The organism is Pseudarthrobacter albicanus (assembly GCF_018224015.1).
Classification (GTDB): Bacteria; Actinomycetota; Actinomycetes; order Actinomycetales; family Micrococcaceae; genus Arthrobacter; species Arthrobacter albicanus.
Map to the genome: position 1 here is coordinate 1 of NZ_JAGPOT010000104.1, position 25,656 is coordinate 25,656.

25 protein-coding genes and 2 pseudogenes are annotated in these 25,656 nt (G+C 62.5%); 12 read left to right on the forward strand and 15 right to left on the reverse strand.

All coding sequences use genetic code 11. The features are described from left to right. Positions 1-98 precede the first annotated feature (98 nt). Both J9611_RS18490 and J9611_RS18495 read right to left on the reverse strand, forming a co-directional pair. On the reverse strand, positions 99-716 hold the full coding sequence (locus J9611_RS18490) for a hypothetical protein (protein ID WP_211882358.1): 618 nt from the start codon (positions 714-716) through the stop codon (positions 99-101). A 493-nt stretch (positions 717-1,209) separates the two neighbouring features. Continuing rightward, a pseudogene (locus J9611_RS18495) lies at positions 1,210-1,686 on the reverse strand (DUF4386 domain-containing protein); the annotation flags it as partial. 916 nt (positions 1,687-2,602) lie between these two features. Here J9611_RS18495 and J9611_RS18500 point away from each other — a divergent pair. Then, the gene (locus J9611_RS18500; protein ID WP_211882359.1) at positions 2,603-3,427 is read left to right on the forward strand and encodes a hypothetical protein; all 825 of its coding nucleotides are present in this window, start codon (positions 2,603-2,605) and stop codon (positions 3,425-3,427) included. A gap of 847 nt (positions 3,428-4,274) precedes the next feature. Here the strand turns inward: J9611_RS18500 and J9611_RS18505 are convergent. Both J9611_RS18505 and J9611_RS22930 read right to left on the reverse strand, forming a co-directional pair. After that, entirely contained in the window at positions 4,275-5,117 is an 843-nt protein-coding gene (locus J9611_RS18505; protein ID WP_211882360.1) for a hypothetical protein, read from the reverse strand. A 193-nt stretch (positions 5,118-5,310) separates the two neighbouring features. Continuing rightward, positions 5,311-5,460, reverse strand: a complete 150-nt coding sequence (locus J9611_RS22930) for a DUF8462 domain-containing protein (RefSeq protein ID WP_504742110.1) — start codon at positions 5,458-5,460, stop codon at positions 5,311-5,313. A gap of 366 nt (positions 5,461-5,826) precedes the next feature. On the opposite strand from J9611_RS22930, the gene J9611_RS18510 reads away from it, so the two are divergent. After that, entirely contained in the window at positions 5,827-6,243 is a 417-nt protein-coding gene (locus J9611_RS18510) for a GNAT family N-acetyltransferase (RefSeq protein WP_246528034.1), read from the forward strand. 166 nt (positions 6,244-6,409) lie between these two features. On the opposite strand, the gene J9611_RS18515 is transcribed toward J9611_RS18510, so the two are convergent. After that, the gene (locus J9611_RS18515; RefSeq protein WP_307857150.1) at positions 6,410-7,018 is read right to left on the reverse strand and encodes a DUF2511 domain-containing protein; all 609 of its coding nucleotides are present in this window, start codon (positions 7,016-7,018) and stop codon (positions 6,410-6,412) included. A 384-nt stretch (positions 7,019-7,402) separates the two neighbouring features. Here J9611_RS18515 and J9611_RS18520 point away from each other — a divergent pair, with 384 nt between their 5' ends. After that, positions 7,403-8,938 carry an ATP-binding protein gene (locus tag J9611_RS18520; protein WP_246528035.1) on the forward strand — a complete coding sequence of 512 codons (1,536 nt, stop codon included), beginning with the start codon at positions 7,403-7,405 and terminating at the stop codon, positions 8,936-8,938. Positions 8,939-8,991: 53 nt separating this feature from the next. Here the strand turns inward: J9611_RS18520 and J9611_RS18525 are convergent, their stop codons facing one another. From J9611_RS18525 to J9611_RS18550, 6 genes are all read right to left on the reverse strand, one after another. Continuing rightward, the gene (locus tag J9611_RS18525) at positions 8,992-9,138 is read right to left on the reverse strand and encodes a hypothetical protein (RefSeq protein ID WP_211882363.1); all 147 of its coding nucleotides are present in this window, start codon (positions 9,136-9,138) and stop codon (positions 8,992-8,994) included. Between the two features lie 25 nt (positions 9,139-9,163). Continuing rightward, positions 9,164-9,436, reverse strand: coding sequence for a hypothetical protein (locus J9611_RS18530; protein ID WP_211882364.1), 273 nt, complete (start codon positions 9,434-9,436; stop codon positions 9,164-9,166). 43 nt (positions 9,437-9,479) lie between these two features. Continuing rightward, a complete protein-coding gene (locus J9611_RS18535) occupies positions 9,480-9,854 on the reverse strand; it encodes a hypothetical protein (RefSeq protein ID WP_211882366.1) in 375 nt (124 codons plus the stop codon). A 6-nt stretch (positions 9,855-9,860) separates the two neighbouring features. After that, positions 9,861-10,169: a hypothetical protein gene (locus tag J9611_RS18540; RefSeq protein WP_307857151.1), complete on the reverse strand. Its 309-nt coding sequence runs from the start codon at positions 10,167-10,169 to the stop codon at positions 9,861-9,863. After that, positions 10,150-10,482 (reverse strand): hypothetical protein, encoded by a 333-nt coding sequence (locus J9611_RS18545; protein WP_211882368.1) that lies wholly within the window; start codon positions 10,480-10,482, stop codon positions 10,150-10,152. Before J9611_RS18545 ends, J9611_RS18540 begins: the two co-directional genes overlap by 20 nt. 231 nt (positions 10,483-10,713) lie before the next feature. Further along, entirely contained in the window at positions 10,714-11,364 is a 651-nt protein-coding gene (locus J9611_RS18550; protein WP_211882370.1) for a helicase associated domain-containing protein, read from the reverse strand. A gap of 219 nt (positions 11,365-11,583) precedes the next feature. On the opposite strand from J9611_RS18550, the gene J9611_RS18555 reads away from it, so the two are divergent. Then, positions 11,584-12,186 (forward strand): DNA-binding protein, encoded by a 603-nt coding sequence (locus J9611_RS18555; RefSeq protein ID WP_211882372.1) that lies wholly within the window; start codon positions 11,584-11,586, stop codon positions 12,184-12,186. Positions 12,187-12,550: 364 nt separating this feature from the next. Here the strand turns inward: J9611_RS18555 and J9611_RS18560 are convergent, their stop codons facing one another. Beyond that, positions 12,551-14,245, reverse strand: a complete 1,695-nt coding sequence (locus tag J9611_RS18560; RefSeq protein ID WP_211882374.1) for an esterase/lipase family protein — start codon at positions 14,243-14,245, stop codon at positions 12,551-12,553. A gap of 157 nt (positions 14,246-14,402) precedes the next feature. Between J9611_RS18560 and J9611_RS18565 the strand changes: the two genes are divergently transcribed. Further along, on the forward strand, positions 14,403-14,924 hold the full coding sequence (locus J9611_RS18565; protein ID WP_211882376.1) for a hypothetical protein: 522 nt from the start codon (positions 14,403-14,405) through the stop codon (positions 14,922-14,924). A gap of 116 nt (positions 14,925-15,040) precedes the next feature. Here J9611_RS18565 and J9611_RS18570 read toward each other — a convergent pair whose 3' ends face one another. Beyond that, entirely contained in the window at positions 15,041-15,556 is a 516-nt protein-coding gene (locus tag J9611_RS18570) for a hypothetical protein (RefSeq protein ID WP_211882378.1), read from the reverse strand. Positions 15,557-15,838: 282 nt separating this feature from the next. Next, positions 15,839-16,084 (reverse strand): hypothetical protein, encoded by a 246-nt coding sequence (locus J9611_RS18575; RefSeq protein ID WP_211882380.1) that lies wholly within the window; start codon positions 16,082-16,084, stop codon positions 15,839-15,841. A gap of 394 nt (positions 16,085-16,478) precedes the next feature. Between J9611_RS18575 and J9611_RS18580 the strand changes: the two genes are divergently transcribed. The 4 genes and pseudogenes from J9611_RS18580 to J9611_RS18595 all read left to right on the forward strand — a co-directional run bounded on the left by J9611_RS18580 (position 16,479) and on the right by J9611_RS18595 (position 21,146). Beyond that, positions 16,479-17,690: an IS110 family RNA-guided transposase gene (locus J9611_RS18580; RefSeq protein ID WP_211882382.1), complete on the forward strand. Its 1,212-nt coding sequence runs from the start codon at positions 16,479-16,481 to the stop codon at positions 17,688-17,690. A gap of 241 nt (positions 17,691-17,931) precedes the next feature. Next, a pseudogene (locus tag J9611_RS18585) lies at positions 17,932-19,178 on the forward strand (IS256 family transposase). A 257-nt stretch (positions 19,179-19,435) separates the two neighbouring features. Continuing rightward, a complete protein-coding gene (locus J9611_RS18590; protein ID WP_211882384.1) occupies positions 19,436-20,623 on the forward strand; it encodes an FAD-dependent monooxygenase in 1,188 nt (395 codons plus the stop codon). A gap of 220 nt (positions 20,624-20,843) precedes the next feature. Beyond that, positions 20,844-21,146 (forward strand): DUF4193 domain-containing protein, encoded by a 303-nt coding sequence (locus tag J9611_RS18595; RefSeq protein ID WP_211882386.1) that lies wholly within the window; start codon positions 20,844-20,846, stop codon positions 21,144-21,146. Between the two features lie 233 nt (positions 21,147-21,379). Here the strand turns inward: J9611_RS18595 and J9611_RS18600 are convergent, their stop codons facing one another. Beyond that, positions 21,380-21,907, reverse strand: a complete 528-nt coding sequence (locus J9611_RS18600; protein WP_211882388.1) for a DUF421 domain-containing protein — start codon at positions 21,905-21,907, stop codon at positions 21,380-21,382. Positions 21,908-22,148: 241 nt separating this feature from the next. Between J9611_RS18600 and J9611_RS18605 the strand changes: the two genes are divergently transcribed. From J9611_RS18605 to J9611_RS18615, 3 genes are all read left to right on the forward strand, one after another. Beyond that, a complete protein-coding gene (locus J9611_RS18605) occupies positions 22,149-23,438 on the forward strand; it encodes a DUF2254 domain-containing protein (RefSeq protein WP_281414599.1) in 1,290 nt (429 codons plus the stop codon). Between the two features lie 664 nt (positions 23,439-24,102). Beyond that, positions 24,103-24,510 carry a four-helix bundle copper-binding protein gene (locus J9611_RS18610; protein ID WP_211882390.1) on the forward strand — a complete coding sequence of 136 codons (408 nt, stop codon included), beginning with the start codon at positions 24,103-24,105 and terminating at the stop codon, positions 24,508-24,510. Positions 24,511-25,024: 514 nt separating this feature from the next. Next, on the forward strand, positions 25,025-25,656 hold a 632-nt coding region (locus J9611_RS18615), incomplete at its 3' end, for an FAD-dependent monooxygenase (RefSeq protein WP_211882392.1).

Below are 25,656 nucleotides of genomic sequence, written 5' to 3' on the forward strand. Positions count from 1 at the left end.
GACACCGAGATGGCGGCCCTGCCCATCACCCGCCACGATTTCCATGGCGACTGGAACTACACCCTCAACCCCGCCACGCCGTCATAACAACGTGTTATTTACTGGCGAGCCCTTAGTGCTTGCGAGGATCCCGGGAAGCCGCCAAGGAGGGCACCGGCAGACTCCTGGGCAAAGTTGCGATAGGCGAGCAACTCATTGTCGTCGATCTCCTCCAGCTCGGTGAGACATGAGTTGACGATCCCCTTCCAAGAAGATCCGATCACCTGTCTCCGTGCCTGCTTACCGCGGGCCGCTATGAGTCGTTTGAGAACGGCCGGCGCAGGAACCCAAGCCAATGCAATCCCCTCATCCTCAAGAATCGTCCTAATCAGTTCCGGATCGGGAAGCTCGACAAGCCTCCAGTTTGGCAAAACCGATCGCTGGAGGATCGGGCCAATATTCTCAGCGAATGCCGCGAAAACAGGTGCCAAACGGGTGGCAAGCCTGCGAGTGCTCTCCAAGATCGGCGCAACCGCATCGTAGATGCGGGAGACCTTGGCCTTCACGCTTTTCCCCATCGCCTCCATGGCTGCCTGGAACTCAGGTGTCTGCACCATGAGCGCGAACTGCTCCATCGCACGTTTTTGTTCCTCGGTTTGCCCAGGAAACCCGTCATTGCGGATCAATCCCTCCCCTGCGGGGTCGGAGGTGTCTCCAGTGAGAGATTCGTCCATCATGCTCCTTACCAGTGCGTCCAATTGGATACAAGACTCTAAGTGATCAAGGAACCGGGAGGTGCCAAGACCATGCAATCCCGCTCTGAGCGGACGCGTCGGAGCTTCGGCAGCCTGTTCTCGAGCGAAGGCAATAACCGAGGCGGTGCCCAGCCTTCGGCCGGGAGTGGCCTCCAGACAGAGCATGGGCATCCACTGCGCCTTCAACCAACCCAGCCTGTGGCCGATTCCCGACGCTACAACCCACATCCCAGGCAACACACATGGGTGTGTCTCATCAAACAATCCTTTGATGAGCCGTCGGCGCTCCGATCGGCCACTCATGTCGGTTCATGATTTTTCAGGTCACGCTCTGTGACTTTCGGCGATAAATGGCGGCTTTTTCACGGCGCTATTTGGCGCTTGGCGCAGCCCGCAAGGGGATCCTTTAGCGGGCGGTACAGTCAACCAGCCTTAGGCGAGGGGGTCAACAAAAGCGGGGTCGTTCCTCCGACGCTCAGGTTGCTGTGGACTGGCTGGTGTCGGCGTGGTCGGTGGTCAGCGGGGGCTTGAAACCTTTGACGATCAGCCAGATGCCTAGGGACAGTTCGAACACGGCGACGGGCAGTGCGGCAAGAACGGCGATCGGGGACACCGAGCCGTAGGCGCCGAAGTAGATTGCGACGTCAGACGCCAGGAGCAGCGGGCCGATGAATGCGATGATCGGCAGGATCTGGGGCACCAGGGCGGAGCGGTAGAGTACGTAGCCCAGGAGCAGGTCGCAGGCCACGGGCATCAGGCTTTGGGAGAGCAGGAATGTCCAGTTGTAGGTTGCCATGAGGCTGTGACTGGCTGTGACGAGCGAGGCGGAGTCCGTCCCGGCGGTGCCGACAACGTCGTTCCGCAGGGTGAGGATCGTGAGCAGGCTGACGACGCTGACGAAAATGAGGCAGGTTTCCACGAGTCGGGCGGCCACGAATCCCAGGGCCGCGGTTTGGCTGTACTCCGCACCGTTGAGAAAATAGGCAGCTCAGGGGTGCCACAGACTGCGCTTTGGGTCTAAAATCCGGGTATGCCTGACGCAGAAACGCATTTGGCGTTCACTGTCGCTTATGATGACCAACCCTCATGGGTGATGCATGTTTCCCGTGAAAGGGCGAGACGCTTAGTCGTTTTCGTTCATGGCTTCAGAGGGCACTCGATATCCACATGGGAACAGTTTCCACAGAGCGGGCGAGTGGGTCCGTGGTGGCAGGAGTCCGACATGTTGTTCGTAGGATACAAATCCACTAGGGACAACATCACGTCCGTAGCTGATCGGCTGAGAAGGAAGCTCCCAGACTTCTACCCGATACCCTTTCCTCCTGCCATGAACGTCAAGGGGGTGGCGCCGCGGGATGACGTCTCGACACCCTATGAGGAGTTGATACTCGTCGGACACTCGTTAGGAGGGCTAGTCATACGATGTGCGCTTGTAGACGCCGCACAACATTGGGTGAACGAAACACCAGGGACTGCGCTTCCGATCCTGCTAAGCGCGCAGACGCGACTTTTCAGCCCGGCTAGTGCAGGTTTCCGCCCAGCTGGTTTCTTAGCGTTAGCCGAGGCTCTTGGATGGTTGCGGGGGGCTGAAATACGGCTTCGGATGTCCTCCGCTTACACGGACCTACAGCCAGGATCATCCACGCTCGTTGGCACGAAAGAACGAACTGAAGAGCTTTGTAGAACAAGTCAAGTGCCAGCACTTCGGGCACGCATTTTGTGGGCCAATCCGGATGACGTCGTAATGGCCGAATGGTATTCAACAGACGCGTTCAGGGATTCGGAGGACGGCCAATCACACCTCACGGTCTGCAAACCCGATGACAATTACCCCAGGCCATGGCAGTTCGTAGAGACGGGCAGATAACGTGAGTCGTGCCCAGGAATACCGTCTTCGATCATTCGAAGCCGCGTACGTTGAACCGCAGATTCAGTTTCTTGACGACCACTATGGGCGCGCCTGGACGGACGTGAAGGACGACCCTCACGGCCGTTCAGGCGAAGGTGTGCTTCACCTATTTCTCCTACGGGAAGCGGTCAACTGGATTCAGTTTGGGCGACTGCACGGGTTTTTCTCGCCGGATCTCGATCCTTTCCCCATACCCTTCGACTGGTCCAGTGGACTTGAACTTCCGTTTTCAGGAGAAATTAGTCAGGAACGTCTCTACGACATTTGGTCTAAGGATTGGGGCCGGACATCCATCGACAGAACCTTCGACGAGGCGCTGACGGTGGCGACGGACGCGCTGTCGGATGAACGCTTGGAGTTCCTCAGACTCTATCTGTTTGCCGACGAGTCCGAATGGGAGCATAAAGTCTCTGAACTCGAGGACTCTCAGAACTTATTGCAGGCCAGCGAAAAGGATCCCTCCCGCGAGGAAAGAATGGATTCTGTGGCGTGGGCATTCCAAGGCGCGGAATCGGACTTGCCCTATCTCGGTTGCCCTTCGGATTGGAGGGCGGGGGCGTCTGATTGGCGGATAGGCACGTTTAGCGACCTTCGTCGCGACGGTAGCAGGGCAAAACGGCTCATGGACGTCTTTGGTGGAATAGAGGATCGGATCATGTACGTCGTGAAGCTCGAAGCCGAGCACAGTTTGGCCGAAGGCGAGGATATTCAAGATGCACCATTGCACGAAGCATATCCGGAAGACTTCCGTTACTGGGGAGGAGACGGTAACGCCAACCAATGACCCACCTTCTTCGTCGGAAGAAGCGCCGAGGACTCGATTCGCTGAAGCTCACTGAGGCCCATCGGGACTTGGATTGCCCCCCAGCACCTCCTCCGGATAAGAGATAACCCGTGAGTTCCCGGGGTTCCTCGGCTGGGATCGCGGGTTATCTCTTAGTCCCATTCTTCGAGGCCGTTGCCCCAAGCGTCGTTGCCACCGGCGACGACCCCCCCGCTCTGGCGATCGGCTTCTTTGGAATGTCCAATACAGCCACCATCGGCTTTACTGTTTGCGTCTCAGAAAAGGATCCTTCCGGGACCTACCCTACTGCCGTGCTGACGGGATCAGTCCCAACCGGCAGCTCGCCGAACAGCCAGCGCCAGCTCAACGGCGGGAACGTCAGACGCGTCCAGTACCATCGCCAGCCTGGAGCTGACTAAGCCAGGACACCGGACCGAAGAGGCCGAGATTATCGACGCCGAAGTCATCAATCTGGAGGTTGTCGAGGAACTCCCAGGTCTGTAACGACGGAACCAGCCCGGTTCCAAGACCGCTCCATCCTCGAGAAGGTTCACCGCCTGCCGTGCCTTTCGGTGGGACCTACGGACAGAGGCTGGGCGCGACAAAGTTCTCCCTAAGCTGCGGTCTTCTGGGCTTCAGTCAGAGTCTTGCACAGCTCGAACAGCAGCGTTATGCGTCGTTCGTCCGTCTGTACCGACTTGCGTCCGAAGCATGGTGAGCCAACGCGACAAGGGCCAAGAGTGCGAATTGTTCCCGATCTGGGATGTGTGCAGACGACTTCTGACATTCCGTGCAGACGAGTTCTGAAAATGACACCCGAGCTGCCCGTCCGTGACGGGACGCAGCCTCAGGGTTGAGTCGTCTCCGTATCCGTAGCGTCTGCGTGCCAAGTAAGAGCATCTGTGCTGTGTGCGCGATCGAAGTAAATTCCGTTGATCCACTCCTGATACAGCCAGTCCTTCTTCGGAGCCTTTCGAGGCATCAGCCACGGTTCACTCGCACCACCCGGCACGGGCGGGCCGTCCATAAGAAACGTAGCTATCCGAGCCGAGAACGGGACATGCGGTGCCGTCTTCTTGAACCGCCAGCGCGCGTAAGGGAGTAGCCAGCTAACGAGCCATCGCATCCCCGGGTTGAAATACATCCACTGGTACAGGCGACTTAGCCAATGCTCGTCCTTGGTCGACCTCCAGAGTTGGCCATCGCGCTTGACCCACTGAATACCCGCACCGTCAGTGAAGTGCAGCAGGATGGATTGGCCCGAAAGAGGGGCATCGTCGTAGTAAACGTTCTGCCCCGGAGGGATCGAAATGTCGTTGACACCGGGCTCGGCATGGCCGGCGAAGCGTATGGCTTGCTTTCGGTAAGGGTCAATGCCGGTCTTGCCGCGGGCGTCCACATAGTCGTGCCACCAAGGCAAAGTCAGGTGGACGGCGTGGACTCTCGAAATTGAAGCGTCCGAATCATTGCGGATCTCTACACGCGTGCCGAGTACGCGCCAGGAACTGGGCCCGGACTGCTCCGTGCGGTCAAACCGATGAACGCTGATCTTGGACGCTTGTTCGCGTCTGCGGTCCTCAGCTATCCGTCGCCTGTCCCTCGTTCCCTGGACGAATAAGGAGATGGTGACTATCGCCAGGAAAAGGTTAAGGGCGAACTGGGCAAAATCAACCCAAGACTTATCGGCCACGACTCTGACTCTCCTTGACTCACGAGCTGAGCAATCAATGCAAGCTTTGTTTGGTTTGTTTGTCCGGTGGGCCGATCGGCTTCCGTCCAGCGGAGGGCGGTGCGGCCGAGGCCGGGTGGCTTCTCCAGAACTCAGCTGTGAATGGGACCGTCCCCGGCTCGCTTGCTAAGCATGCCACAGCAACGGGGTTGGTTTAGGGGTGTGGCTGTCGGTGGATGAATGCGGCCATTCCAGGAACGGTGAACGCGATGATTCCATGCTCCGGGGCGTAGACGAGTCTCATGGCGATCAGGCTGGCCCGCGTAGGGCCGAAGCTTGTAGCCCGATGAGGAAGGCGCTGCAGTGGCTCTCAACCACATGCTGCAGGCTTCGTGTCGCGTCTCGCGGCAGGTCCAGTCCGTACGTGTGGCCGGTAACTGGGGGACGGGCACCAGAGAGGCGCAGCTCCGGCCGACTTTTACATTTACCGTCAGATCACCGGCGGAGGTACCGAAAGTTGTCTCTGTGACGGGCGTTTGTGGCGCGGGTTTTGGGACAACATCCGGGACAGTCAGGTTACGCGGAATATAGCGGATCCGGATCCGCAGGGGAATGTCCCTTCAAGGCTGTCCCGGTTCTAAGGAAGTGGGACAGATGGACGGCGAGAGGACCTGACGGCAGCTGACCGTGAGCTTTGGCGTTAGCCTGATGATCACGGGGCAATGGGGCAGTGATCATCCGCGAAGCAACCGCCGAGGACCTGAACACACTTACGGTTGTGGGCTTAGAAGCGATGAATTGGAGTGGAGAAGCCCGCTTCACCTACGAGCAGTTCATGAATACGCCCGAACTCTCGCATTATCCCGAAGGATGGCCCCGGTCTGGAGATTTCGGCGTTGTGGCCGAGACAGCAGACGGAACACCTGTCGGCGCTGCCTGGGGCCGCATCTTCGCTGGCGAAGACGCCGGCTATGGTTTCGTCGCCCCGGACATCCCTGAACTGACCATCGGTGTGCTGACCGGCCACCGCGGCACCGGAGCCGGAAACGGCCCTCATGGAACGTCTGATTGGGCAAGGCTCATCCCGTGGCTTACGCGCAATCAGCCTCAGCGTCGAAGAGGGGAACCGGGCGCGGTTGCTTTATGAGCGTTTAGGGTTCCGCAAGGTCGGCCGCAACGGCGGCTCAGACACCCTGTTGCTCGAACTCTAGACAGCACGAGGACGCCATCCGCGGGAAAGTGTCCCGCCAGTCCCGCCAGGATGTCCCAAGCCCTAACGCGTGACCAGGGCAGCAGCCGAGAAGCCGCGAGGGTCAACTGCACAGTGCAAGAGCGGCATCAATGACTGGGCTGATGTCGATTTTCAGACCGGAAACATCCGGATTCGGCGCCCAGATTGGATCAATGTCGAGATAGTTGCCGTGATCCTTGGCTGTGCCATTGGCTGCGTAGGTCTTGCCATCCGGAGCATCGAGGGTGGCCACCTTGAGGGGGCGGCCGGCCACCGTGATGCCCTGACAGTGGGCAACGACGTAAGGAAGTTTCAGGGGCCACTTATCTCCGAAAGTGGTGCTGACAAGAAGACCTGGATCTTTGGCTACCGCAGCGGGCACCTCAACCTTGGCCGGTGCTTTTGTGGCTGCTGGTGCATAGGCTGCGCAGGCTCCGTCCTTGGGCTTGCCCAGGGCGACCGCAGGAAAGCTGACTACGACGTACCCTGCGTTCCCGCCGAGATGATCCGGACCTCCTCCTGGCGCCCAGGTGCGGTCGACGCAGATCTCGGATTCGTCAACGACGACCCCTTTGAAAGTCATGCCTTTCCAGATGGGCGCATTGGGAAGTTCAGCCTGAACTGCGGCCTCCGCCTTGGTCACACGCTCCGCATCAGTCAGCGTGCTGACCGGAGCTGCTGATGTCGACACCGTCGAAGTCGACGGTGTTGAAGTCTCCTCGGCTGTCGGGGACATGGGCGCTGCGCAGCCAGCGAGAAGCAGCCCGGCAAAGGCGATGCAGGCCGGCGCTGTGTACCGAGAAGTAATCATGGACTCACTCTACTGACGCGGGTGCGGACCATCGGTGCGTCGAACGCCATCAACTGGTTCTTCGTCCGACACCGGCTTCCGGGTTGGCCAGGGGGTGTGCCACCAGTGGCGTCCCGGTTCCTAGGAACTGAGACGGTGGCGACTATGCGCTTCCGTCTTGCCTGGCAGGCAGAGCGGCTCACATAGGATCGACGAACCAGCTACTGACCACGAGCAAATATTGGGGCCACATTGGAACGACGAGCGATCTCAGCAGACGAAGCCTTGGTACTGCTAGCCCGAGAGGAATCACATTTTTGGGATGTGAAGAGCCGGCTATCCAAAGGCGGCGTGGTGCAGAAGATTGCCGTAGCCCTGGCTAATGGCGACGGAGGCGAATTTGCCCTAGGCATCGAGGATGCCAAGACGTCGGAAGACGACTTGGACCGCTGGCAGGGCTACTCAACTATCGAAGACCTCAATCCAGTCCATCAGGCGCTTGCGAAGGACTGCCTCCCTCAAATCCCCTATTCCGTGGATTACTTAGAAATTGAGGGACAGGAATCCAAGGGATTCGTGTGCCTGGTGACGATCACAAAGAGTGCTGACGTGCATTACACGGCGGCTGGCAAGGTCTATGTCAGACACCATGCAGCTTCCACGGAGATTCACGGGCAGGAGATTGTGAACCTCAGCCTTTCGAAAGGTGCACAATCATACGAAGATCAGGAACTGGGTGATTACTTCTTAGATGAAGCTATTGAGGAACAGGAGCTCAGGGACTTCCTAGCCAGTGTCAGCCCAGCAATGCCGCCGGCCGACTTCTTGCGCAGGGAGCGGCTGTACAACCGAAAAACTGAGGGCATGAAGGTCTCGGCAGCGCTGCTGTATGCCGACAAGCCTCAGAGCATCCTCAACAAGAGGTGCGGGATTAAGATTGCCCGATACGAAACGGACCTTGAAGGGTTCAACAGAGACTATCTCAAGGGCGTTCCTCAATCCCTGGAGGGGCCAGCCAGAGTCCTGATCGAACTAGCCCTAGACGCTGTCTCGACTGAGATTCAGGCTGTTCAGACGCTGGACTCCTCTGGCCAGCTCGTACCAACACGGTATCCTCCAGAGACTCTGAAGGAAATTATCGTCAACGCCGTGATTCACCGCGATTACAACCTGGCCGATGACATCCTCATTTACATCTACAACAACCGAGTTGAAGTACACAGCCCTGGGAAGCTTCCAGGGCACATCACTCTGAAGAACATCTTTACGGATCGAGCTTCAAGAAATGGCACTCTCGTGCGGCTCCTGAACAAGTATCCTGATCCGCCAAATAAGGACATTGGCGAAGGCCTCCAGACAGCGTTCGCCAAGATGAAGGAAGCCAAGCTGAAGGCTCCGGAGTTTAGGTTCGAGGGGAATTACTTCGTTGTGAAGATAGGACATACCCCCCTTGCCCGACCTGAAGAACTGATTTTGGAATACCTAGAGAGCCACCCGGAGATTACAAACAGGGTTGCGCGAGACATCACCGGTATCCAGTCGGAAAACCTAGTCAAACAGCGGTTCTACAACCTGCAAGATGCCGGGAGCATCGAGAGGGTCCCAGGTAAGGCGGGCTCCAGCTCCGCTTGGCGGCAAGTCCAGCCACAAGTGGCAGAGTCTCCAGCGCCAGGCTCTCCGGCAAGAGACCCGCAACAGCTAGCATTCGATCTGATCCCCACAGAAGTCGTGCAGGCCGCGAGTTCAACAGAAACCTCGCGCAGACCTCAAAGATGGCAACCGAAGCGGGAAACCCGGCGCAAGCGAAAGACTGGACAGTAGGCAAGCCTTCACATAACGCAAATGGCGACGGCCGCCATTGAGGGGCCCAAGCTTTAGCGGTCCGTGCGAATCGCAAGGAGCTTGTGTCCCTCCGGGATCTTCTTGGTGAGGGCTTCGCGGGCGTCTTCATGGGTTGTCCCCTGTACGCTGACGCTTTCGTAGCTGCCGTCGGGTGCTTGGATCGTGCCGGTAATTTCCACCAGAACAACTTATGCCTGGCGGAACCTAGAAACCCTCCAGAGCCTCCACTTCGGCGGCGTCGAGAAGCTCTGCAGCGTCGGTCCCGGTGGTGCGGGCCAGGTCGTCGATGGATTTGAAGTGCACCCGGGCGAGGGTGATGGCCACCAGTTCGAGGTACCCGGGGCCGTTGCGATGTTCGAGGTCGTCCAGGTAGTCACGCATGCGCCCTTCCAAGGGACCGGGTCCTTCGGATTCTTCGGCGGCTAGCCGCGTGAGTGTCAGGGCTGTGAGGTCCGGGTTGTCGTAGATGCGTCCCATGGGCCAACGCTACGCACCCCGCCGGTCCCGTCAAGGCCTGGCGCTAGCGCCAACGGTAGGATTCCAGCACTCGGAGCAGGGGAGCGGGGTTCGTCTTCAGGTGATCGACGGGGCGGGTCCCGGCCAGGGCCCGGGATGGGGTGATCATCCAAAGGGTGAAGTAGTTGTGCGGGATGTCCAGCTCCATGGCTCTGCGGAAGAGCGCTGTGACGGTTGACTGGAGCTGTCCGCCGGGGAGGAACTGGAACCCCGGGCAGAAGGTCCCGTCGTCGATGAAAACGCGGACGAGCTCGCGCATGACCGGTTCCGGGTCTTCCATAACCTCGGAGAGCCGGCGCCGCACCTGCGATAGGGACGGCAGAGTGAACTCAGCCTGGACCGCCGCCCAGGTCTGATCACTGATCGTTTGAGGGGTCATTGTGGCCTAGTCGCTGATGCTTTCCAGCAGCCACTGGGTGGAGAGTGGATTCCGGCGCAGCGTAAAAGTCCGAAGGGCCGAGTTCGAGCCGAGGCGTACCTGCACCCGCCAGAACTCGATACTCACCAGGTCACCGCTGCCGACGGCCGCCGTGCGCTGTGTGTCCCACCAGGCGTCCCTGGTGAACCAGTGCACCGGGTCGGCGGCGACGGCCCAGATGCGGCCCTCGTGCCGGACGGCCAGGGGAGTGCCGGCCGGGGTGAACCGGACGTCAACGTCAACGTCCAGGGTTGTTTCATTCGCTACTGCTGTCACGGTTTACGCGCTCTCCCAAGTTTCTGGTCATCATTTCTTCCCGGCGGGTGACCGCCGAACTCCACACCCAGGTCCGGTAGGTCACCGGACCGTCCTTCCACGTCACTTCCACGGCCTTGGCCGTCCAGGCGTACACCTCGCCGTCCACCAGTTCCGCACAGTTCGGAAACCGGATCCATGCCTTCACGGGGATTCCGGGGAACCCATTCTTGGCGGGGAAGTGCTCAAAATCGAGCTCTTCGACGGTCAGCCCGATCGGGCCGGCCCGCCGCGCATACTGCGCCTGCAGCCTGCTCGCCTGCTCCGGTCCCATAACACAACCTTAGAACATATATTCGAATAGGCGCGCCGTAAAAAAGCGGAACCATGCGGTATTGCACCTGATGCATGATCCACGCAGATCTAAGTATGTAGGGCGGCTACGACGTTTCAGCGATCCGTGTTCCTGTCCTGTGTCTCCGGTGGGACGGGTTGCACGCCAGTGGGGACAGCCTGAGCTGTGCGAAGGGCTCCACCTGTCCACAATGGGCACAACCCGAGGCGGTCACGTGCGGGGTGGTCGGCCCCGGGTTCTCCCGGTCTGCCAGCCGGGGACGGCCTCATCCAGGAGCTTGATTTTGGCCGGGTCGAGGTAGGTGCGGCGGCGTTTGTATCGCTGGGTGTGGATCCACACTCCGAGGGTGTGCTCCCGTTCTGAGGCGTAGTCGTGGTGGCGGGGCCAGTCGTTGCCTTCGGCGCGGAAGTCCACCAGCTGGGCGAGGCGGTCATGCCACCGGGATTCATCCTCAATTGCCCTGGGGTTCCCCGTCCACCCGGGGACCTGGGCGAGGCTGTCCCGGTAGGCCGGGGACAAGGTGCCGTCGGCTGCTTCGCGTCGGCGCTCCGAGAGCCACCGGGCCATCGAACGTTCGCCCTTGTCAGCCGCCCGGTCACGGGGGAGCCGGCCCGTGGCCGTGATCCAGTCGATGATCTCCTCCATCCGGGCAAAGTCCGCGGGGGAGGGGCCGATTGTGGCGCCGGTAGCGGCGTAGTGGGCGGCTTCGAGGCCCGGATCCCGGCGGCGGGCGATGACCAAGTGATACCCGACGGCGGCGGGAGGGACCCGCACGAGCTCGGCGATGCGTTTCCGGCCCAGTCCGAGCCGGTACATCAGCACCCATTCCGCGTCCGGAGCGCGCCGTAACCGCCTGTCCATGATGGAGCCCATCCTGCCACGGCCCCCGCAAGACGGGCCGGCAACGTGGATCCCAGCAGCGGCGGGGGCTATTGGGTCCCGCCGCCGGGCCCATGAGCTGCCGGAAGCGGAAAGGGCTGACAAAGCCGTCGAATTCGGCGGCGGTATTGCCGTCAAGTAGTAGGAGTAGTAGTTTTGTTACTACTACTCCTACTCCTACTACTTTTTGAGGTTATCGCCGTGGCGTTGAGTGTGAAAGACCGTGTGTTTGCTGCTGCGGAGCAGATCAGTGCGGAGCGCCGGCCGACCGTCTCGACGGTGCGGGCGGCGGCGGGTGTGAGCAACGCCGATGCCACCCGTTACTTGAAGGAGTGGGTGGAGGAGAAGCAGGCCGCGGGTGGCCGTCTCGCCGCGACGCCGGCAACGGTGCTGGAACAGGCCGCGCGCCTGGCCGGGGCCTGCTGGGCCGAAGCCTCCGCCCTGGCCAATGAGCGGCACGCCGCTGCGGAAGCGGTCTGGGCGCAGGAGAAGAAGGATCTGGGCCTGGAGATCTCCGAACTCGTCGCTGACCTGGACAAGGTCAGCGCCGAGAAAGACGCCGCCGTCGCCGAACTCACCGCCCGGGTCACCGCACTGGATACCCAGGCGGCGGCGATTCAGGCGCAGCTGGAGCAGGCACGCGCGGCCGAACAGCAGGCCAGCAGCACCGCGGCCGACGCAGCGGCCAGGGTGGCCGCGGCCGAGGCCCGGGCCGAGACCCTGCAAAAGGCCCACGACGCGCTCCTGCAGCGCATCGTGCCGGAAACCCCGGACAAGGATGACCGGGGCCAAACGAACCAGTAGTGGGCCGCGCCCCGGCGTTGAGCTGCGGCGAGGGACGCGCCTGACTTCCCGTGCCTTCGAGGAAGGGCCACCGTCACTCAGGAACATGGCCGGCCATGCCCAACGCCGAGATAGCGCTTATCGCCATGCTCTGATCATCCGGGCATAGCCGCAACCCCGTTCCGAGGTTTCGTCTTCCGTTGCGCCGGGAACTCACACAGCGTTGGGGGCCGAGGACCACCGCGTTGCAGTCACTGCCCTGACCGCCCCCGGGCTCGGTCGTCCGCCGCGTGACCGCGCGGGTGACGCTGTCTTGTGTGCTGTGTATTCGGTCCAATGCGCGTAGCTCGCGCCTCGGTCTCGCAACTGTGCGGCGGGAACGAACTTAGAAGGTGCGGAGCCCCATGTAAGTGAGTCCGAGCGCAGCAACGTAGATCCCGATTGCCCACCCCAAGCCAATTGTCCCGAGCAGTGCGATGAAGCCGACGACGAGGAAGTAGAGCAGCGCGGCCGCGAGGACGAACATGAGGTATGGCGCCATGCGGCTAAGCCATGCGAAGGGCTTTGAGATGTTGTCGAGGGGCTCTGGGCAGGTCACGCCGTTGACCAGGTAGTTTGCGATCTCCGGCATCCGTGGCGGGTATTTGGTGTGGTTCATAAGGGCTGCGCCGTGCCCCTTCGGGTAGGTGTGCTCGTGATAGGTGACGTTGAGCGCCTGCACCCCCTCGAATCCCCGGAACCCGGCAGCTCCCACATCGCGAAAGAAGAGCCCCCTCATTCCGTTGGCGAGAAACCCCACCGGGTAGTCCTTTCGAGCCCGATCGTTGTGCACTTGGCCGTGGTGCCAGACATCGTCGTCGTAGTATCCGATCTGCTGAAGGTCGAAGAGTCTCGCCCAGTCGAACGTGGGCGGTAGAACGGAACCGGCGAGCATGATCCGGCGGAATCGGACTGCGCGGACGTTCTTCATGACGTTAGCCATCATGTAGGTGCCGTTGCTGTGCCCGATGAAGCTGAATCCGTCTGATTGATGGGTTAGCACCTCAGCCAGGTAGAGATCGAGGAACTGATGGATATTGCTGCGTCGCGTGCCTCGGATTGCGAACTGGAACGCGCTGAAGAACCCGTAGTTGGGCTCAACTACCTTTGGCCGCCGTTCCGCGAGTGCGATTTCTTTTTGCCCCGGCTGAAGTGTTTCCCTCAAATCCCTGATCCAGTCGTCGTAGGCCGATGCGCGGATTCCGTGGAGGATGAAGTAGACCGGGTCCGAGGATGCCGCTGAAAAGACGTCAGCGTTTGCGTGCTGTCCGAAGATGGCATGCTCAAGCTCAGGCCACCTGCTCTTTTTAGTGGCGGGATCTGTGAGGTCAACTAACTCCCCGTGGTTGCCGGTGCTGACTTCGGAGCTAACCGTGTGGGGCATGAATTTACTGTCATCGATGTCTTCGCGGGCGACCACATCATCTTTGAGACCGTACACCTGGACTATCAGCGGTGGTGTGAATGCGATCCTAGGATTGGCGGAGTGCTCCGCCCACAGCTTCCGCATCACTTCTAGCCATCGGAGCCGGAGGTTCGCGATCCAGAATGCGCCAGCGTGGACGGATTCAAGTGCAAACGACCCCAGCCCTGCGAGGAAGGGATATGCCCACCCGCCAGGAAGATTCTGCTCACGGAAACCTGTGTTCGGTGAGCCAAGAAGCACGATGCGTGTGACCTTCTTCGCCCAATCGTGTGGTTCAGAGTCGTCGGCCGTCTCACGGTCGTAGCCGAGCCCATACAGGTATGCGGCGCGAATGAGGATGCCACCAAGACTGTGCCCGACCAAGACGACCTCAGTAGTGTGTTTCGCTTTGCCGACGTTCTCACCGGACAGGCCTCGGATCTCACGTGCAAGTTCGGACACCGCCTGGTTCAGCGTCCGCCGCAGGCTAAACGGATGGAGTTTGTGCGGGAGGAGCTTCACGCGATAATCCGGATGTGTCGCTTGGATTTTGTCCACCAACGACTGGACTTTCGTCTTCCTCAGACCGGGAACGATGACCATCAACTTCGATGGGTCGGCGCTGAGGTCAGCCATGACGAGTCCTTCCGCTAGGAATGGTGTATGAAAGCTAGCACGACGTCTGCTCCACAGATAGAGCACTGTCCCCAATGTGCTGGACGTGCCGCGCCCTGGCGCTTGTCCAGTTGAGCTAAAGGCTTGTACCGGCGCAGGGGCAGCCCCATACTGAGGCATGGCGCTGGACGATTCGCTTGAGAATGACCCATACCGTCGGATTCTCAACGATAAGAAGAAGGCAGATAAGGCCGTTTCAACCGGTCTGGGAAAAGTTTGGCCGGTGATCGTCATTCTCGGCGGCCCGACTGTCTCCGGGCTTATGGCCCCGGCCGTGGCGGAACAGCGAACATTCTTCGGTGTATTTCTTGCCACCCTTGCGTTCTCCTTTGGTGTGGCAGCGTTTTACTTCGTCATCGCGACCAAACCCTTCGGGGACATTGGCGGAGTCCAGGTCGCCATCGTCGCCACAGTGTGTCTCTTTGTGGGCTCACTCTTGGCCATTTGGATTGGTTATGGCTTTTACGAGGTGCCGATTCCCTACGGCAAGTACGGCGGTACACCTGTGGGTTGGGTGTTGCCTTTTGTAGATGCAGCCATGAATACGTTCGGGCCGCTGGGCGCGGTTTTGGGTGCCGGGAGCGGGATGCTCGCCGGGCACTGGGGGTACACAGCTTACGAAGGAAATAACGCCCGATAGGTGGTCCCCGGCCTCCAAACCAACGACATGGTCGCTTTGTAGTCATTGGCCTTCTCCGCGCTCTCGGCCCCGAAAAGCTGAACGAGCGCCGGCGCCCCGGTGCCGGCCCGGTGAGCTTACTGAGCGAGCTGTTGCCGGGCAGCTTCGATGAACCGATCACGGGCGGTGCGATTCTCTGGGGAAGAGTTGATGCTGAGTCGGCTCGCGACCACACCGACCTCCGCAGAGCTTCCGTCAGTCCCTCGGATGATCAAGGTCGGCGGCTTGAACAACGAGCCGTCGGAGCCGGCTTCTATGCTGGCAATTTCTGACAGCGCTCCCGGCCCGATGGGCGCCGCTGTTCCGATCATTTCCTGGACTTTGTCGACGAGCCCGACGATGTTCCCGTCGACGCCTGCCTTGCCGAGGCCGAAGGAGAGGAGCTTCGAGACGTCGCTCGTGTTCAGCGGGGTGAAGATCACCCGGAGGTTGGTGAGGACAAGGTCGCCGCCGACTGACGTGATTCCTCCTGGTCGTTTCGAACCGACGACACGGAGAATCTCGGATTCACCGTTGGAGAGCTCGTACGGCATCGTCTCTCGTCCGCTACCGCCGATGAGGCGACCTGCGGCTTCGAAGTCGAAGTCGGCCATGGTGTCCACCTTTGAATGTGGGCGAGTAGGTCTCACCGGTTGCTCGAAATCTACTCCCGCAGCAGCAAGAACGGAACACCTTCAAGAGCGCGGAAACGCCGGCACCACGGCGCGTGTTCGGGCGTTCACGGGGGCCGGAATCATGCGGAGGCAAGGCTGCGACGTGGTGCGTTTGTGGAGCGGCCGGCCGCGCCGTCTCCAAGACCCGGCGCAGCCAAAACACCTAAGCCGGTCCGGCTGGGCCTGCCCACCAGGTAGGCCCGGCCACGTGCCGGCCCTTTCTCATGTCCGCGCTTGTTCGGAAAACTTGCGCCACAACACGAAAGCCGCCAGGGAATTCAGGGCCGTGATGAAGACATCGCCCGCCGCCGGCCGGCCGATGGCGCGGTCGAGGACCACCAGCACCAGCGATCCTGCTGCAGCGACCGTGAACAGCACGGCCAGGAACCTCAGGATCCGCGGAGACTCCAACCCGGCACCGTGCGGCGCACGGTGTGGGCGGCCGGAACGCGGTGGTCGATCACTCATAGCCTCACCCTACTCAGCAGGAAGGGCATGCTCGCAGGGCTCGCACCGAAGAAGGGCGTCCGCTGGCGCGGCCGCTGTTGGGGCCAGGGTCGCCGTCGCAGGGCTCCGGAGACCCTGGCCCTGCCTTGTCTGCGACGTTTTTTGTTGCTGTCCTTATGGTGTTGACGGGTGGTTCCGTGGCCGTTGTAGGGTCGTGGCTACCCAGGGGAGGCGGGTATGGCTTTGTTGCTGTGGCCGGACGATTCACGTCGTGACGGCTCCGAAGGATTGGCCGCCCGCACTCTCCGCGATGACCCGACCGCTGATTGAGAGACGCGACATGATCGCCGGATAAGGACACGACGGCGCGGTTATCTGCTGGGATTTCACCCATCCGACAGACTGGAGGTTTGTTTTGGCGAAATTGTGGGCCGGTATCGACGCCGGCAAAGCCCATCATCACTGCGTCGTGATCGACGCCGACGGAAACCGTCTGCTCTCGCAGAAAATCCCCAACGACGAACCCGCCCTGCTGGAGCTCATCGCCAACGTCCTCAAACTCGCCGACGGGGACGAGGTCATCTGGGCGACGGACCTGAACCACGGCGGCCCGGCGCTGCTGATCGCCATCCTCGTCGCCCACGGCCAGAACCTTCTGTATATTCCGGGCCGGATCGTCCACCACGCCTCCAAGCTCTACCGCGGGGAAGGCAAAACGGACGCGAAAGACGCCGCTGTGATTGCTGACCAGGCCAGGATGCGCCGGGACCTGCAGCCGCTGCGGGCGGGGGATGAGATCAGTACCGGGCTGCGGATCCTCACCGCCCGGCGGGCCGATAAGTCCGCGGACCGGGTCCGGGCGATCAACCGGCTCCAGGCCCAGCTGCTCGAGTACTTCCCGGCCCTGGAGCGGGCCTTTGACTACAGCCGCTCCAAAGCCGCCCTCCTGCTGCTGACCAAACACCGGACCCCGGACGGAATCCGCCGCACCGGCCAAGCCAGGCTCCAGGCCTGGTTGAAGAAACACGGCGCCCGCTCCTCCGCCGCTGTCGCCGCCGCTGCGGTCGAGGCCGCGAAGTCCCAGCACACCACCGTTCCGGCCCAGCACCTCGGGGAACTGATCGTCGCGGCCCTCGCCCAGGAGATCATCACCCTGAACAAAGAACTGGCCGAGCTGGACGCCCTGATCAGCACGAAGGTCACCGAACACCGGTACACCCGGACCCTGCTGAGCATGCCCGGCTTCGGCCCCGTCCTGGCCGCGGAGTTCCTTGGCGCTACCGGCGGGGACCTGACGGTCTTTGAAACCGCGGACCGGTTCGCCGGCGTCGCCGGACTTGCCCCCGCACCCAGGGATTCCGGCCGCATCAGCGGCAACCACCACCGCCCCAGACGCTACGACGGCAGGCTCCTGCGCGTCTTCTACCTCTCCGGGCTCTCTGCGCTTAAATCCTGCCCCGCCTCGCGCCGCTACTACGACCGCAAACGCGGTGAAGGGAAAACCCACATCCAGGCGATGCTTTCTCTGGCCCGGCGTCGGCTCAATGTCCTCTGGGCGATGCTTCGCGATGGCACCACCTACACCACGGCCCCGGCGACGGCACCGGCGCCACCATTGGCCGTCTGACCGAGTCGGTCCCGCCCCGAAATCAGCGCCGCAGACTCAAGCGGCACCGTTTTTCTCCACGATTTCCGAGGTATGGCCCCCTCGAGGCGGTATTGCCGGCCTGGGTTGCTATCCCGTCGGTCACGTCCCGTGGAGTGGTGTAAATCTCGGGTTCTGAGCGTCGCTTCGTTGACGTGAAGAGCCATCGTGCGATGGTCAGTGAGAACTGTCTAGGAATCTCACGAGAGGACACAAACACACGATGGCTCTTGACCAGTCTGCCCTGTTGGACCTGCTTGGCCAACTGAAACTCACCGATGTCACGGACCGGGTTCGCTTGGCCACGGAGAAGCTCTACCAGGAGCTGATCGACGCGGAAGCGACCGCGTTTATCGGTGCCGGCCCGTTCGAACGCAGCGATGAGCGCACGACGCGCCGCAACGGGGCCCGCCCCAGGACCTTGTCCACGACGGCCGGGGACCTGGAATTGAAGATCCCGAAGCTGCGCACCGGCTCGTTCTTCCCCTCCTTGCTCGAACGGCGCCGCCGCGTGGACCAGGCCCTGTTCGCTGTCGTGATGGAGGCGTACCTGCATGGGGTCTCAACCCGGAAAGTCGACGACCTGGTCAAGGCTCTCGGGGCTGATTCAGGGATCTCCAAGTCTGAGGTGTCGCGGATCTGTGCCGACCTCGACGCGGAGGTCGGCGCGTTCCGTGGCCGGGATCTATCCGCCCTGGGCTACCCGTATGTGTTTCTTGACGCGACGTATTGCAAGGCGCGCGTGAATCAACGGGTCGTGTCCCAGGCGATCGTCGTCGCGTTCGGTGTCGCCGCGGACGGACGCCGGGAGGTGCTCGGGTTCGACGTCGGCGACAGCGAAAACGAGGCGTTCTGGACGGAGTTCCTCCGTTCGCTCAAGACCCGGGGCCTGGGCGGGGTCAAGCTCGTCATCTCCGACGCCCACACCGGGCTGAAGAAGGCCATCAACACCGTATTCCAGGGCGCATCGTGGCAGCGCTGCCGCGTGCACTTCATGCGCAACGTGCTCGCCACCGTGCCCAAGGGCGCCCAGGAGATGGTGGCGTCGATCATTCGAACGTGGTCGCCCAGCCCGACGCCGGGCATGTGAACACCCAGTTCGACGAGGTCGCCCGCATGTTGGATAAGTCCCACCCGAAGGTCGCCCGGATGCTCCACGACGCACGTGAAGACGTTCTCGCGTTCCGCGGGTTCCCGCCGAAGCATTGGCGGCAGGTCTGGTCCACCAACCCGATGGAGCGCGTGAACAAGGAGATCAAACGACGCACCGACGTTGTGGGTGTTTTCCCTAACCCTGCCGCACTGCTGCGCCTGGCCGGCGCGGTCCTCGTCGAGCAGCACGACGAGTGGGAAGCCGGGGACCGCCGCTATCTCTCCGAAGCATCCATGCAGGAACTCAACGCACCCGGCATGCCGGCGGCCGCGCACGTCGAGGAGGTGGTTCCCATTCCCGAACTCGCTGCGGCATAATCGAACCCAGCTGACCCGCACAGTGTCGAGAAACTCCACCACTCAGCGGGACGTGACCATCCCGTCCGACAAACCCGGGATCGGACCCGTGGCGGAGCGTTATCTATGTGACCGATAGATGACACCCCTGCGGAATACTGCGCGCTGGACATCCCGCGAGGAATGAGTCAAGAATGAGCCGGCGGGTGTCGGCGAAACTCCCTGTGCTCCCGGCCGGGCTCGTTCAGCCCGGCGGATCTGATCGTTGGAGGCGGGACATGAAGGCTGTGGTTGTCGGGGCGGGCATTGCGGGCCTCGTCGCGGCCCGCCAGCTCGGTTTGGCCGGCTGGGACGTCGAGGTCCTCGAGAAATCGGCCGCTCCTCGCCCCGATGGCTACATGATGGACTTCTTTGGTCCGGGCGTGGAGGCGGCGGAGCGGATCGGCCTCTACCCGCGGCTCGCCGCGGTGGCCTACCACGTCGAGGCCGCCGAATATGTCGATGCAACAGGACACCCCACCTCCAGCCTCGATTACGACCAGTTCGCCCGGCTTGCCGGCGGGAAGGTCCTGAGCCTGCTGCGCCCCGACATGGAACGCGCCGCCCTCGCTGCGCTCGACGACGTGGCCTCCGGCCGGGTGCGAATCCGTTACGGGGCGCCGGTTTCCCGGGTATGGAGCGGTGAGGACGGCGTGGAGGTCGCCGTCGGTGACCCGCCGGACGTGACGCTCGGCGCGGACGTCCTCGTCGGCGCCGATGGCATCCATTCCGGTGTACGAGCCCAGGTCTTCGGCCCCGAAGAGGAATACCTGCGCCCCCTGGGCATGCGTGCCGCCGCGTTCATTGTGACCGAGCCGGTCCTGAATGCCCGCTTCCGGAACCGGTTCGTCCTCACCGACAGCATCGACCGGATGGCCGGGCTCTATAGCCTCCGCTCGGACGAGGTGGCGGCATTCATGGTCTACCGGGATGCCACAGACGCGCCAGGGCACCAGCGCTCCGGGAGTCCGCGGGAGCGGCTGCGCCGCGAGTTCGCCGGCCTCGGCCACGCCGTCGACCGGCTGCTGGAGCTGTGCCCCGAGCATCCGTACGACGACGTCGTCGCACAGGTTGTCATGCCGGGCTGGCAGAGGGGGCGGACCGTTCTCGTGGGGGACGCCTGCGGGGCCGTGTCGCTCCTCGCGGGTCAGGGCGGCTCACTCGCCATCGCCGGTGCCGCGTTGCTGGGGGACGTCCTGGGACCCGTGGCTTCACCTGACGGGATCAGCGCAGCCCTCGCCGAATTCGAGCGACGCTGGAAACCGGTAGTCGAGGAGGCGCAGGCCGCCGGGAGGCGCACCGCGTCATCGTTCCTCCCCTCCAATCGGACCCAGCGCCTCCTGCGCCGCTGGATCATACGGGCCACCCATCTGCCAGGAATCGACCGGCTCGTGGCCCGCCAGATCGTGGGCAGAATCGCCAAATAGGCCGCGCGACCGGCATCGGTCGTCCAGAAGAGCGTCGGGAATCGGCCGAGAGCTGCCTTAGTTTCCCGCGGAGCTGGAATGCTCCGCGTCGCGGTGGTGGCCAGCATCGTGCCTCAGCACAACCCGGCCTGCCGTTACTGCTCCGGAACCAAGTTGGGGAACAAGCGCCACTGCGGATTCGTTGCACTCGGGACGACAACCAGGGAACGAGGAACGGATCATGACCGCTGATTACGATGAACTGCGCGCCGACGTTAAGGAAACGCAGGATAAGTCCCTTGAGGCACTAAAGTCCGCCAACGCCCCTGACGCGCTCAGCGTGGTCCGGGAACTCGACGCACCCGATGATGCTGACGCTCTCGGCGTTCCGGGCGGCGAAATCGTAGCTGAGGAACTCACCGTTCAGGTCGTCCCCCAAGCCGCGGACGAGTTTACGTGCCACTCCTGCTTCCTGGTCCGGCACCGCTCCCAAATGGCCCGGGAACACGACGGTCACCAATATTGCCAGGAATGCGAAGGCTAACCGCCCCGTTCGGCGTTCGAGCACCAAACCTGACACCACGCCGGAGCCCGCCGATGGTGAAGGCGCTGACCATTGCCGGTTCTGTTGCTACCAGATGGCCGAGCACCACGAAGAAAGGATGACATTCAGGACCTTCTTCGGCCCGTCCAGCCGCCGGGCCAGTGCGTCAGCTCGGCGAAGCCGGCCGCTTCCCGCAGATGCGCCCGGGGCCTCGGCACTGGGCCCTTGTTCTGTCATGAACGTCCGGACCACGGAGCATGGTGGACACTATCGAGAGCAGGCCCATCGCCGAGTTTGCTCTTGGGAATGACGCTGATGGTCCCGTTGGTTTCAAGCACCACCGCTGCAATGTCGGCGAGGTCGCCGGATCCGGTGCCACGCACCGCTTGCAGCACCTCAGATTCGCTGAGACGGTTTCTGCGCAGTTGGGCATGCTGAAGTTCTCCAAAAACAACGAGTGCCACGGGCTTGGACGTCACTGCAGATCTGGCCCCGGGCACATGCGAGGACACCCACGCGACGACGAACTGCAGGCCTGCGAGCAGCGCCAACGCCGTCAGACCCTCAAAAAAGGCAACGTCAGAACTGAGCAGGATCGTCGCGAGCGTGGATCCCAAGGCGACCGTCACAATGAAATCGAACGCGTTGAGCTGCCCCAACGTCCTCTTGCCCGAAACCCGCAGGACCACCACCAGGGCAGCATACGAAACTGAACCGATGATCAGGACACGGAGAATATCCGCCCAGGAATCGAACCACATACGCTTCATGCTCCTTCGATACGGTAGTCGGCCGATATCAGGGACAGGGGAACGTTACTGACAGTACGCTGGGTATTTCCGGTTCGGTTAGCTGCAAACCAAAGGACAGTAGGCAGGGAAGCTGAATCGCCCGTCGAAAGCTGGCCTTCGGGCAGGAAGAGCAGGAGCTTATGACTGAAGTGCCTTCACTACAGGCGGACCGCTGCTGAAGAACGAGCGGGCCGCGCACTGGCTGGACGCGCTGCGGACCCAGTTATGGCCTCTCCCGGCGTTGGCGGTTGCCCTCGCCGTGGTGCTGGGTGTGGCGTTGCCTGCTCTGGATTCCGTTGTCGACGGCCAGTTGCCCGAGAATGTCGGTGTATTTCTCTTCAGCGGAGGCCCTGAAGCGGCCAGATCGGTCCTGCAAGCCATCTCGGGGTCCCTGATTACGGTGACGTCCCTGACCTTCTCGCTCACCGTGGTCACGCTGCAGCTGGCCAGCAGCCAATTCTCGCCGCGGCTGCTGCGGACCTTCACTTCCGACCGGTTCGTGCACGGAACGCTGGCCCTCTTTCTGGCATCCTTCGCCTTCGCGCTGACGGTCCTGCGCAGCGTCCGCGACGAAAGCAACGGAAACACCGCCTTCGTACCGGAAATTTCGGTCACCCTCGCGTTCGCCCTTGCCATAGCCAGCGTCGTCGGGCTGGTGCTTTTCCTGGCGCATCTCACCCGGGAGATCCGTGTGGAAACCATGATGCGCAACGTCAACAGGGAAACCCGGGAATCCATTGACCGGGTCTTTCCCGAGGACCGGCCCGCACGCGGGCCCGAGCCCGTCCCGGCGTCCGGCGCCTTCCTCGTCGAATCCAGCTCCTCAGGCTTCCTGACTTCGCTGGATAAAGGGGCACTCCTGCAGGCCGTGGAAGATTCCGGTGCCGTGGTACGGATAGACCGGGAACCGGGCAGCTCCCTGGTGGAGGGCGTTCCCTTCGCTACCGCCTGGCCGGCCGAACCGGGAAGAACAATAGGACACGAGGCCCGCGAGAAGCTGGCCAAAGATGTCAATGCCGCTGCGGCAACAGGGTATGAACGCACCAACGTCCAGGACGTCGGGTTCGGGTTCCGGCAACTGGTTGATGTCGCCGCGCGGGCACTCTCGCCGGGCATCAACGACCCCACCACGGCAGTGCACGTCATCGGGCACCTCTCGGCCCTGCTGTGCCGGCTGGCGGGAAGGAACCCCGGCCCGGAGCACGTGACCGACGAGGACGGGCGCGTCAGGGTGGTGCTGTCACTTCCCACGCTCCGGGACCTGCTCGACATGGCGATGAACCAGCCCCGGCAATACGGCGCCGCGGACGCGGCCGTCGCGCGCCGCCTCCTGGGGCTCCTTCACGAACTTGCATGGTGCGACCGGAAGGGCCAGTACCGGACGGAGATCCAGGACCACCTGGGCCGCATGCGCCACGCCATCGGCGCCGGGGATTACTCAGGCCCCGAACGAAAAAACCTGCTGGACACGGCCGACTCCATAGGAACCCGGCAGACATAGAACCGGCAACCCAACGGGGTTCTTCTGTGGCAAAAGTAATACACGTGTGACCAACCGGATGGAGATCCGAAGATAGGCTCGTAGACGTGTCCAACAGGAAGTGGGGATGGCCGCGCTGAGTTGGCCTTCGCTTGGGATGCTTCGCTGCCTCGTTTCGCTGCGAAGCGCTTTCGTGTGTTTCCTCGCGGCTCTTCTCCTCACGGGGGCCGCCTCGTACACCCACGGCAGCCGGTACGCCATCGTTGGACACAGCCCCTTTCAGTCAGTGGGGACCCCATCACCCGGCCCTGAAGGAGTTGAGGCAGGGGCTCTTCCGGCGGCAACTTCACCCGGCCCGGGTGAGGCACGGTCGTCGGCTTCTCAGGCTGTCCGCGTGGTCCATCAGGCCGGCCCGTGTAGTGACCCCGAGTCGATGGAGCGGGACTGCTGCGAACGGAGGCAGGCTCCGCGCGGCGAACCGGCCCCGCTGAAGACAGGGGGGGGTGGACCCGCCCGCTTTGCTCCAGCGGCAGCCCGGTGACGGACTTCTTTCCAGCGCTGTCCCCCCGGAGCCGGATCTTCCGGCGCTCACGGTGGTTCAGCTTTCCATCAGCAGGACGTAAAAAACGGTCTCGCCGTTGCACTGCACCACGACCTGTTGAATAGACCTGGAAAAGAGAAACCAATGACACATGTACAGTCCATGCTGGACGCCCACCCTCTGGGCACGGGAAGCATCGATAAGGCCAGACTAGTCGAATGCATCCAAGCATGCTTTGAGTGCGCCCAGACGTGCACTGCGTGCGCCGACGCCTGCCTTAGTGAAGAGATGGTCGCCGAGCTAACCAAATGCATCCGCACCAACCTCGACTGCGTCGACATCTGCGTGGCCACCGGAAAGATCCTCTCCCGCCATCCGGGCCACAACGCTGATATCACCCGTGCGGTGCTCCAAGCCTGCCGCACCGCATGCAGGGCCTGCGCCGATGAATGCGGGCAACACGCCTCGATGCACCGCCACTGCGAGGTGTGCGCTGGAGCCTGCCGTCGCTGTGAGCAGGCCTGCGCCGACCTCCTCGCATCGCTGGGCTGAATACGGGAGCCCGGCCATGGCACAGCTAAAGAGAGCAGCACCCGAGCGGCTCCCAGCAGATCCGCTGCTGCGGCGGATGCTGGCCACACACACTCACCGCGGGGAGGTGATGCAGTTGGTCGCCCCAGGGCAGACGCCCTCCGTTGGATTGCCGGAAGGGAAGAACGACGGCGGCCTCCTCACCTACCGGTGCGCCTGCGGTTTCAGTTTCGACCAGAGACAGGACTGACACCGGCCGTCCGCAAACCGGCGGCAGGCCGGGGGCTGAGACAAACTTCCCGGCCTGTTCAAAGGCCCTCCATCCGTGGGTGCCCGGGCGTGTGAAAATTCTGGAGATAAGGCGGTTTTTCGTGTGGGTAATTGACCGGAAGCGCAGCTTTGTGGCGAGATGCCGTGGTCCTGGAGTTTGCTCACGCTGAGGCTACAAGTGAAGGGTTTGTCCATGCGGCTTGGGGGTCGCGGATCAGGATGAGGGCTCCGGGCACCGTAGCGCCGCGGACACTAGGCTGGCGGTATGGGACAACGCAGGGTGCTGATCTGCGGGGCAGGGATCGCCGGCCCGACCCTGGCGTACTGGCTGGCCCGCCACGGCTTCCAGCCGACGGTGGTCGAACGCGCCCAGGGATTGCGCTCCAGCGGCAGCCCGGTGGACGTGCATGGCGGGGCCACCGAGGTGGCCCGGCGGATGGGCATCCTGCCGCGCCTGCGCGATGCCGCCACCCAGGCGCCGGGCCTGACTTTCGTGACCCCATCCGGGCGTCGGGTCGGCCCGCTGCGACTCGGCCGGCCCCGCGGCGACGACGTCGAGGTACCCCGGGCCGACCTCGCGGCGATCCTTTGCGAGGCTGTAGGAGACGATGCCGAGTTCCTGTTCGGGGACTCGATCACCGCTCTGCGGGCGGATGACGGCGGCGTCGACGTCACCTTTGAGCGCGCGGCCCCGCGCCGGTTCGACCTGGTGGTCGGCGCCGACGGACTGCACTCCACGGTGAGGGCCCTGGTGTTCGGCCCCGACGCCGGTTTCGTCCGGCATCTCGGCCTGTACGTCGCCACGCTATCGCTCGGCCGCCCCGCAGCCGACCCCGGAACGGTGGTCATGTACAACCAGCCGGGCCGGTCGCTGACCATCCATCCCGTCCGCGGAAC

Excerpts from the sequence above, each read along its gene's own strand:
- J9611_RS18575 (WP_211882380.1), bottom strand. The coding sequence starts at position 16,084 with ATGAGTGATCGACCACCGCGTTCCGGCCGCCCACACCGTGCGCCGCAC.
- J9611_RS18550 (WP_211882370.1), bottom strand. The coding sequence starts at position 11,364 with ATGGACAGGCGGTTACGGCGCGCTCCGGACGCGGAATGGGTGCTGATG.
- J9611_RS18560 (WP_211882374.1), bottom strand. The coding sequence starts at position 14,245 with ATGGCTGACCTCAGCGCCGACCCATCGAAGTTGATGGTCATCGTTCCC.
- J9611_RS18545 (WP_211882368.1), bottom strand. The coding sequence starts at position 10,482 with ATGGGACCGGAGCAGGCGAGCAGGCTGCAGGCGCAGTATGCGCGGCGG.
- J9611_RS18565 (WP_211882376.1), top strand. The coding sequence starts at position 14,403 with ATGGCGCTGGACGATTCGCTTGAGAATGACCCATACCGTCGGATTCTC.
- J9611_RS18490 (WP_211882358.1), bottom strand. The coding sequence starts at position 716 with ATGATGGACGAATCTCTCACTGGAGACACCTCCGACCCCGCAGGGGAG.
- J9611_RS18610 (WP_211882390.1), top strand. The coding sequence starts at position 24,103 with ATGACACATGTACAGTCCATGCTGGACGCCCACCCTCTGGGCACGGGA.
- J9611_RS18535 (WP_211882366.1), bottom strand. The coding sequence starts at position 9,854 with ATGACCCCTCAAACGATCAGTGATCAGACCTGGGCGGCGGTCCAGGCT.
- J9611_RS18595 (WP_211882386.1), top strand. The coding sequence starts at position 20,844 with ATGACCGCTGATTACGATGAACTGCGCGCCGACGTTAAGGAAACGCAG.
- J9611_RS18570 (WP_211882378.1), bottom strand. The coding sequence starts at position 15,556 with ATGGCCGACTTCGACTTCGAAGCCGCAGGTCGCCTCATCGGCGGTAGC.
- J9611_RS18600 (WP_211882388.1), bottom strand. The coding sequence starts at position 21,907 with ATGTGGTTCGATTCCTGGGCGGATATTCTCCGTGTCCTGATCATCGGT.
- J9611_RS18590 (WP_211882384.1), top strand. The coding sequence starts at position 19,436 with ATGAAGGCTGTGGTTGTCGGGGCGGGCATTGCGGGCCTCGTCGCGGCC.
- J9611_RS18530 (WP_211882364.1), bottom strand. The coding sequence starts at position 9,436 with ATGGGACGCATCTACGACAACCCGGACCTCACAGCCCTGACACTCACG.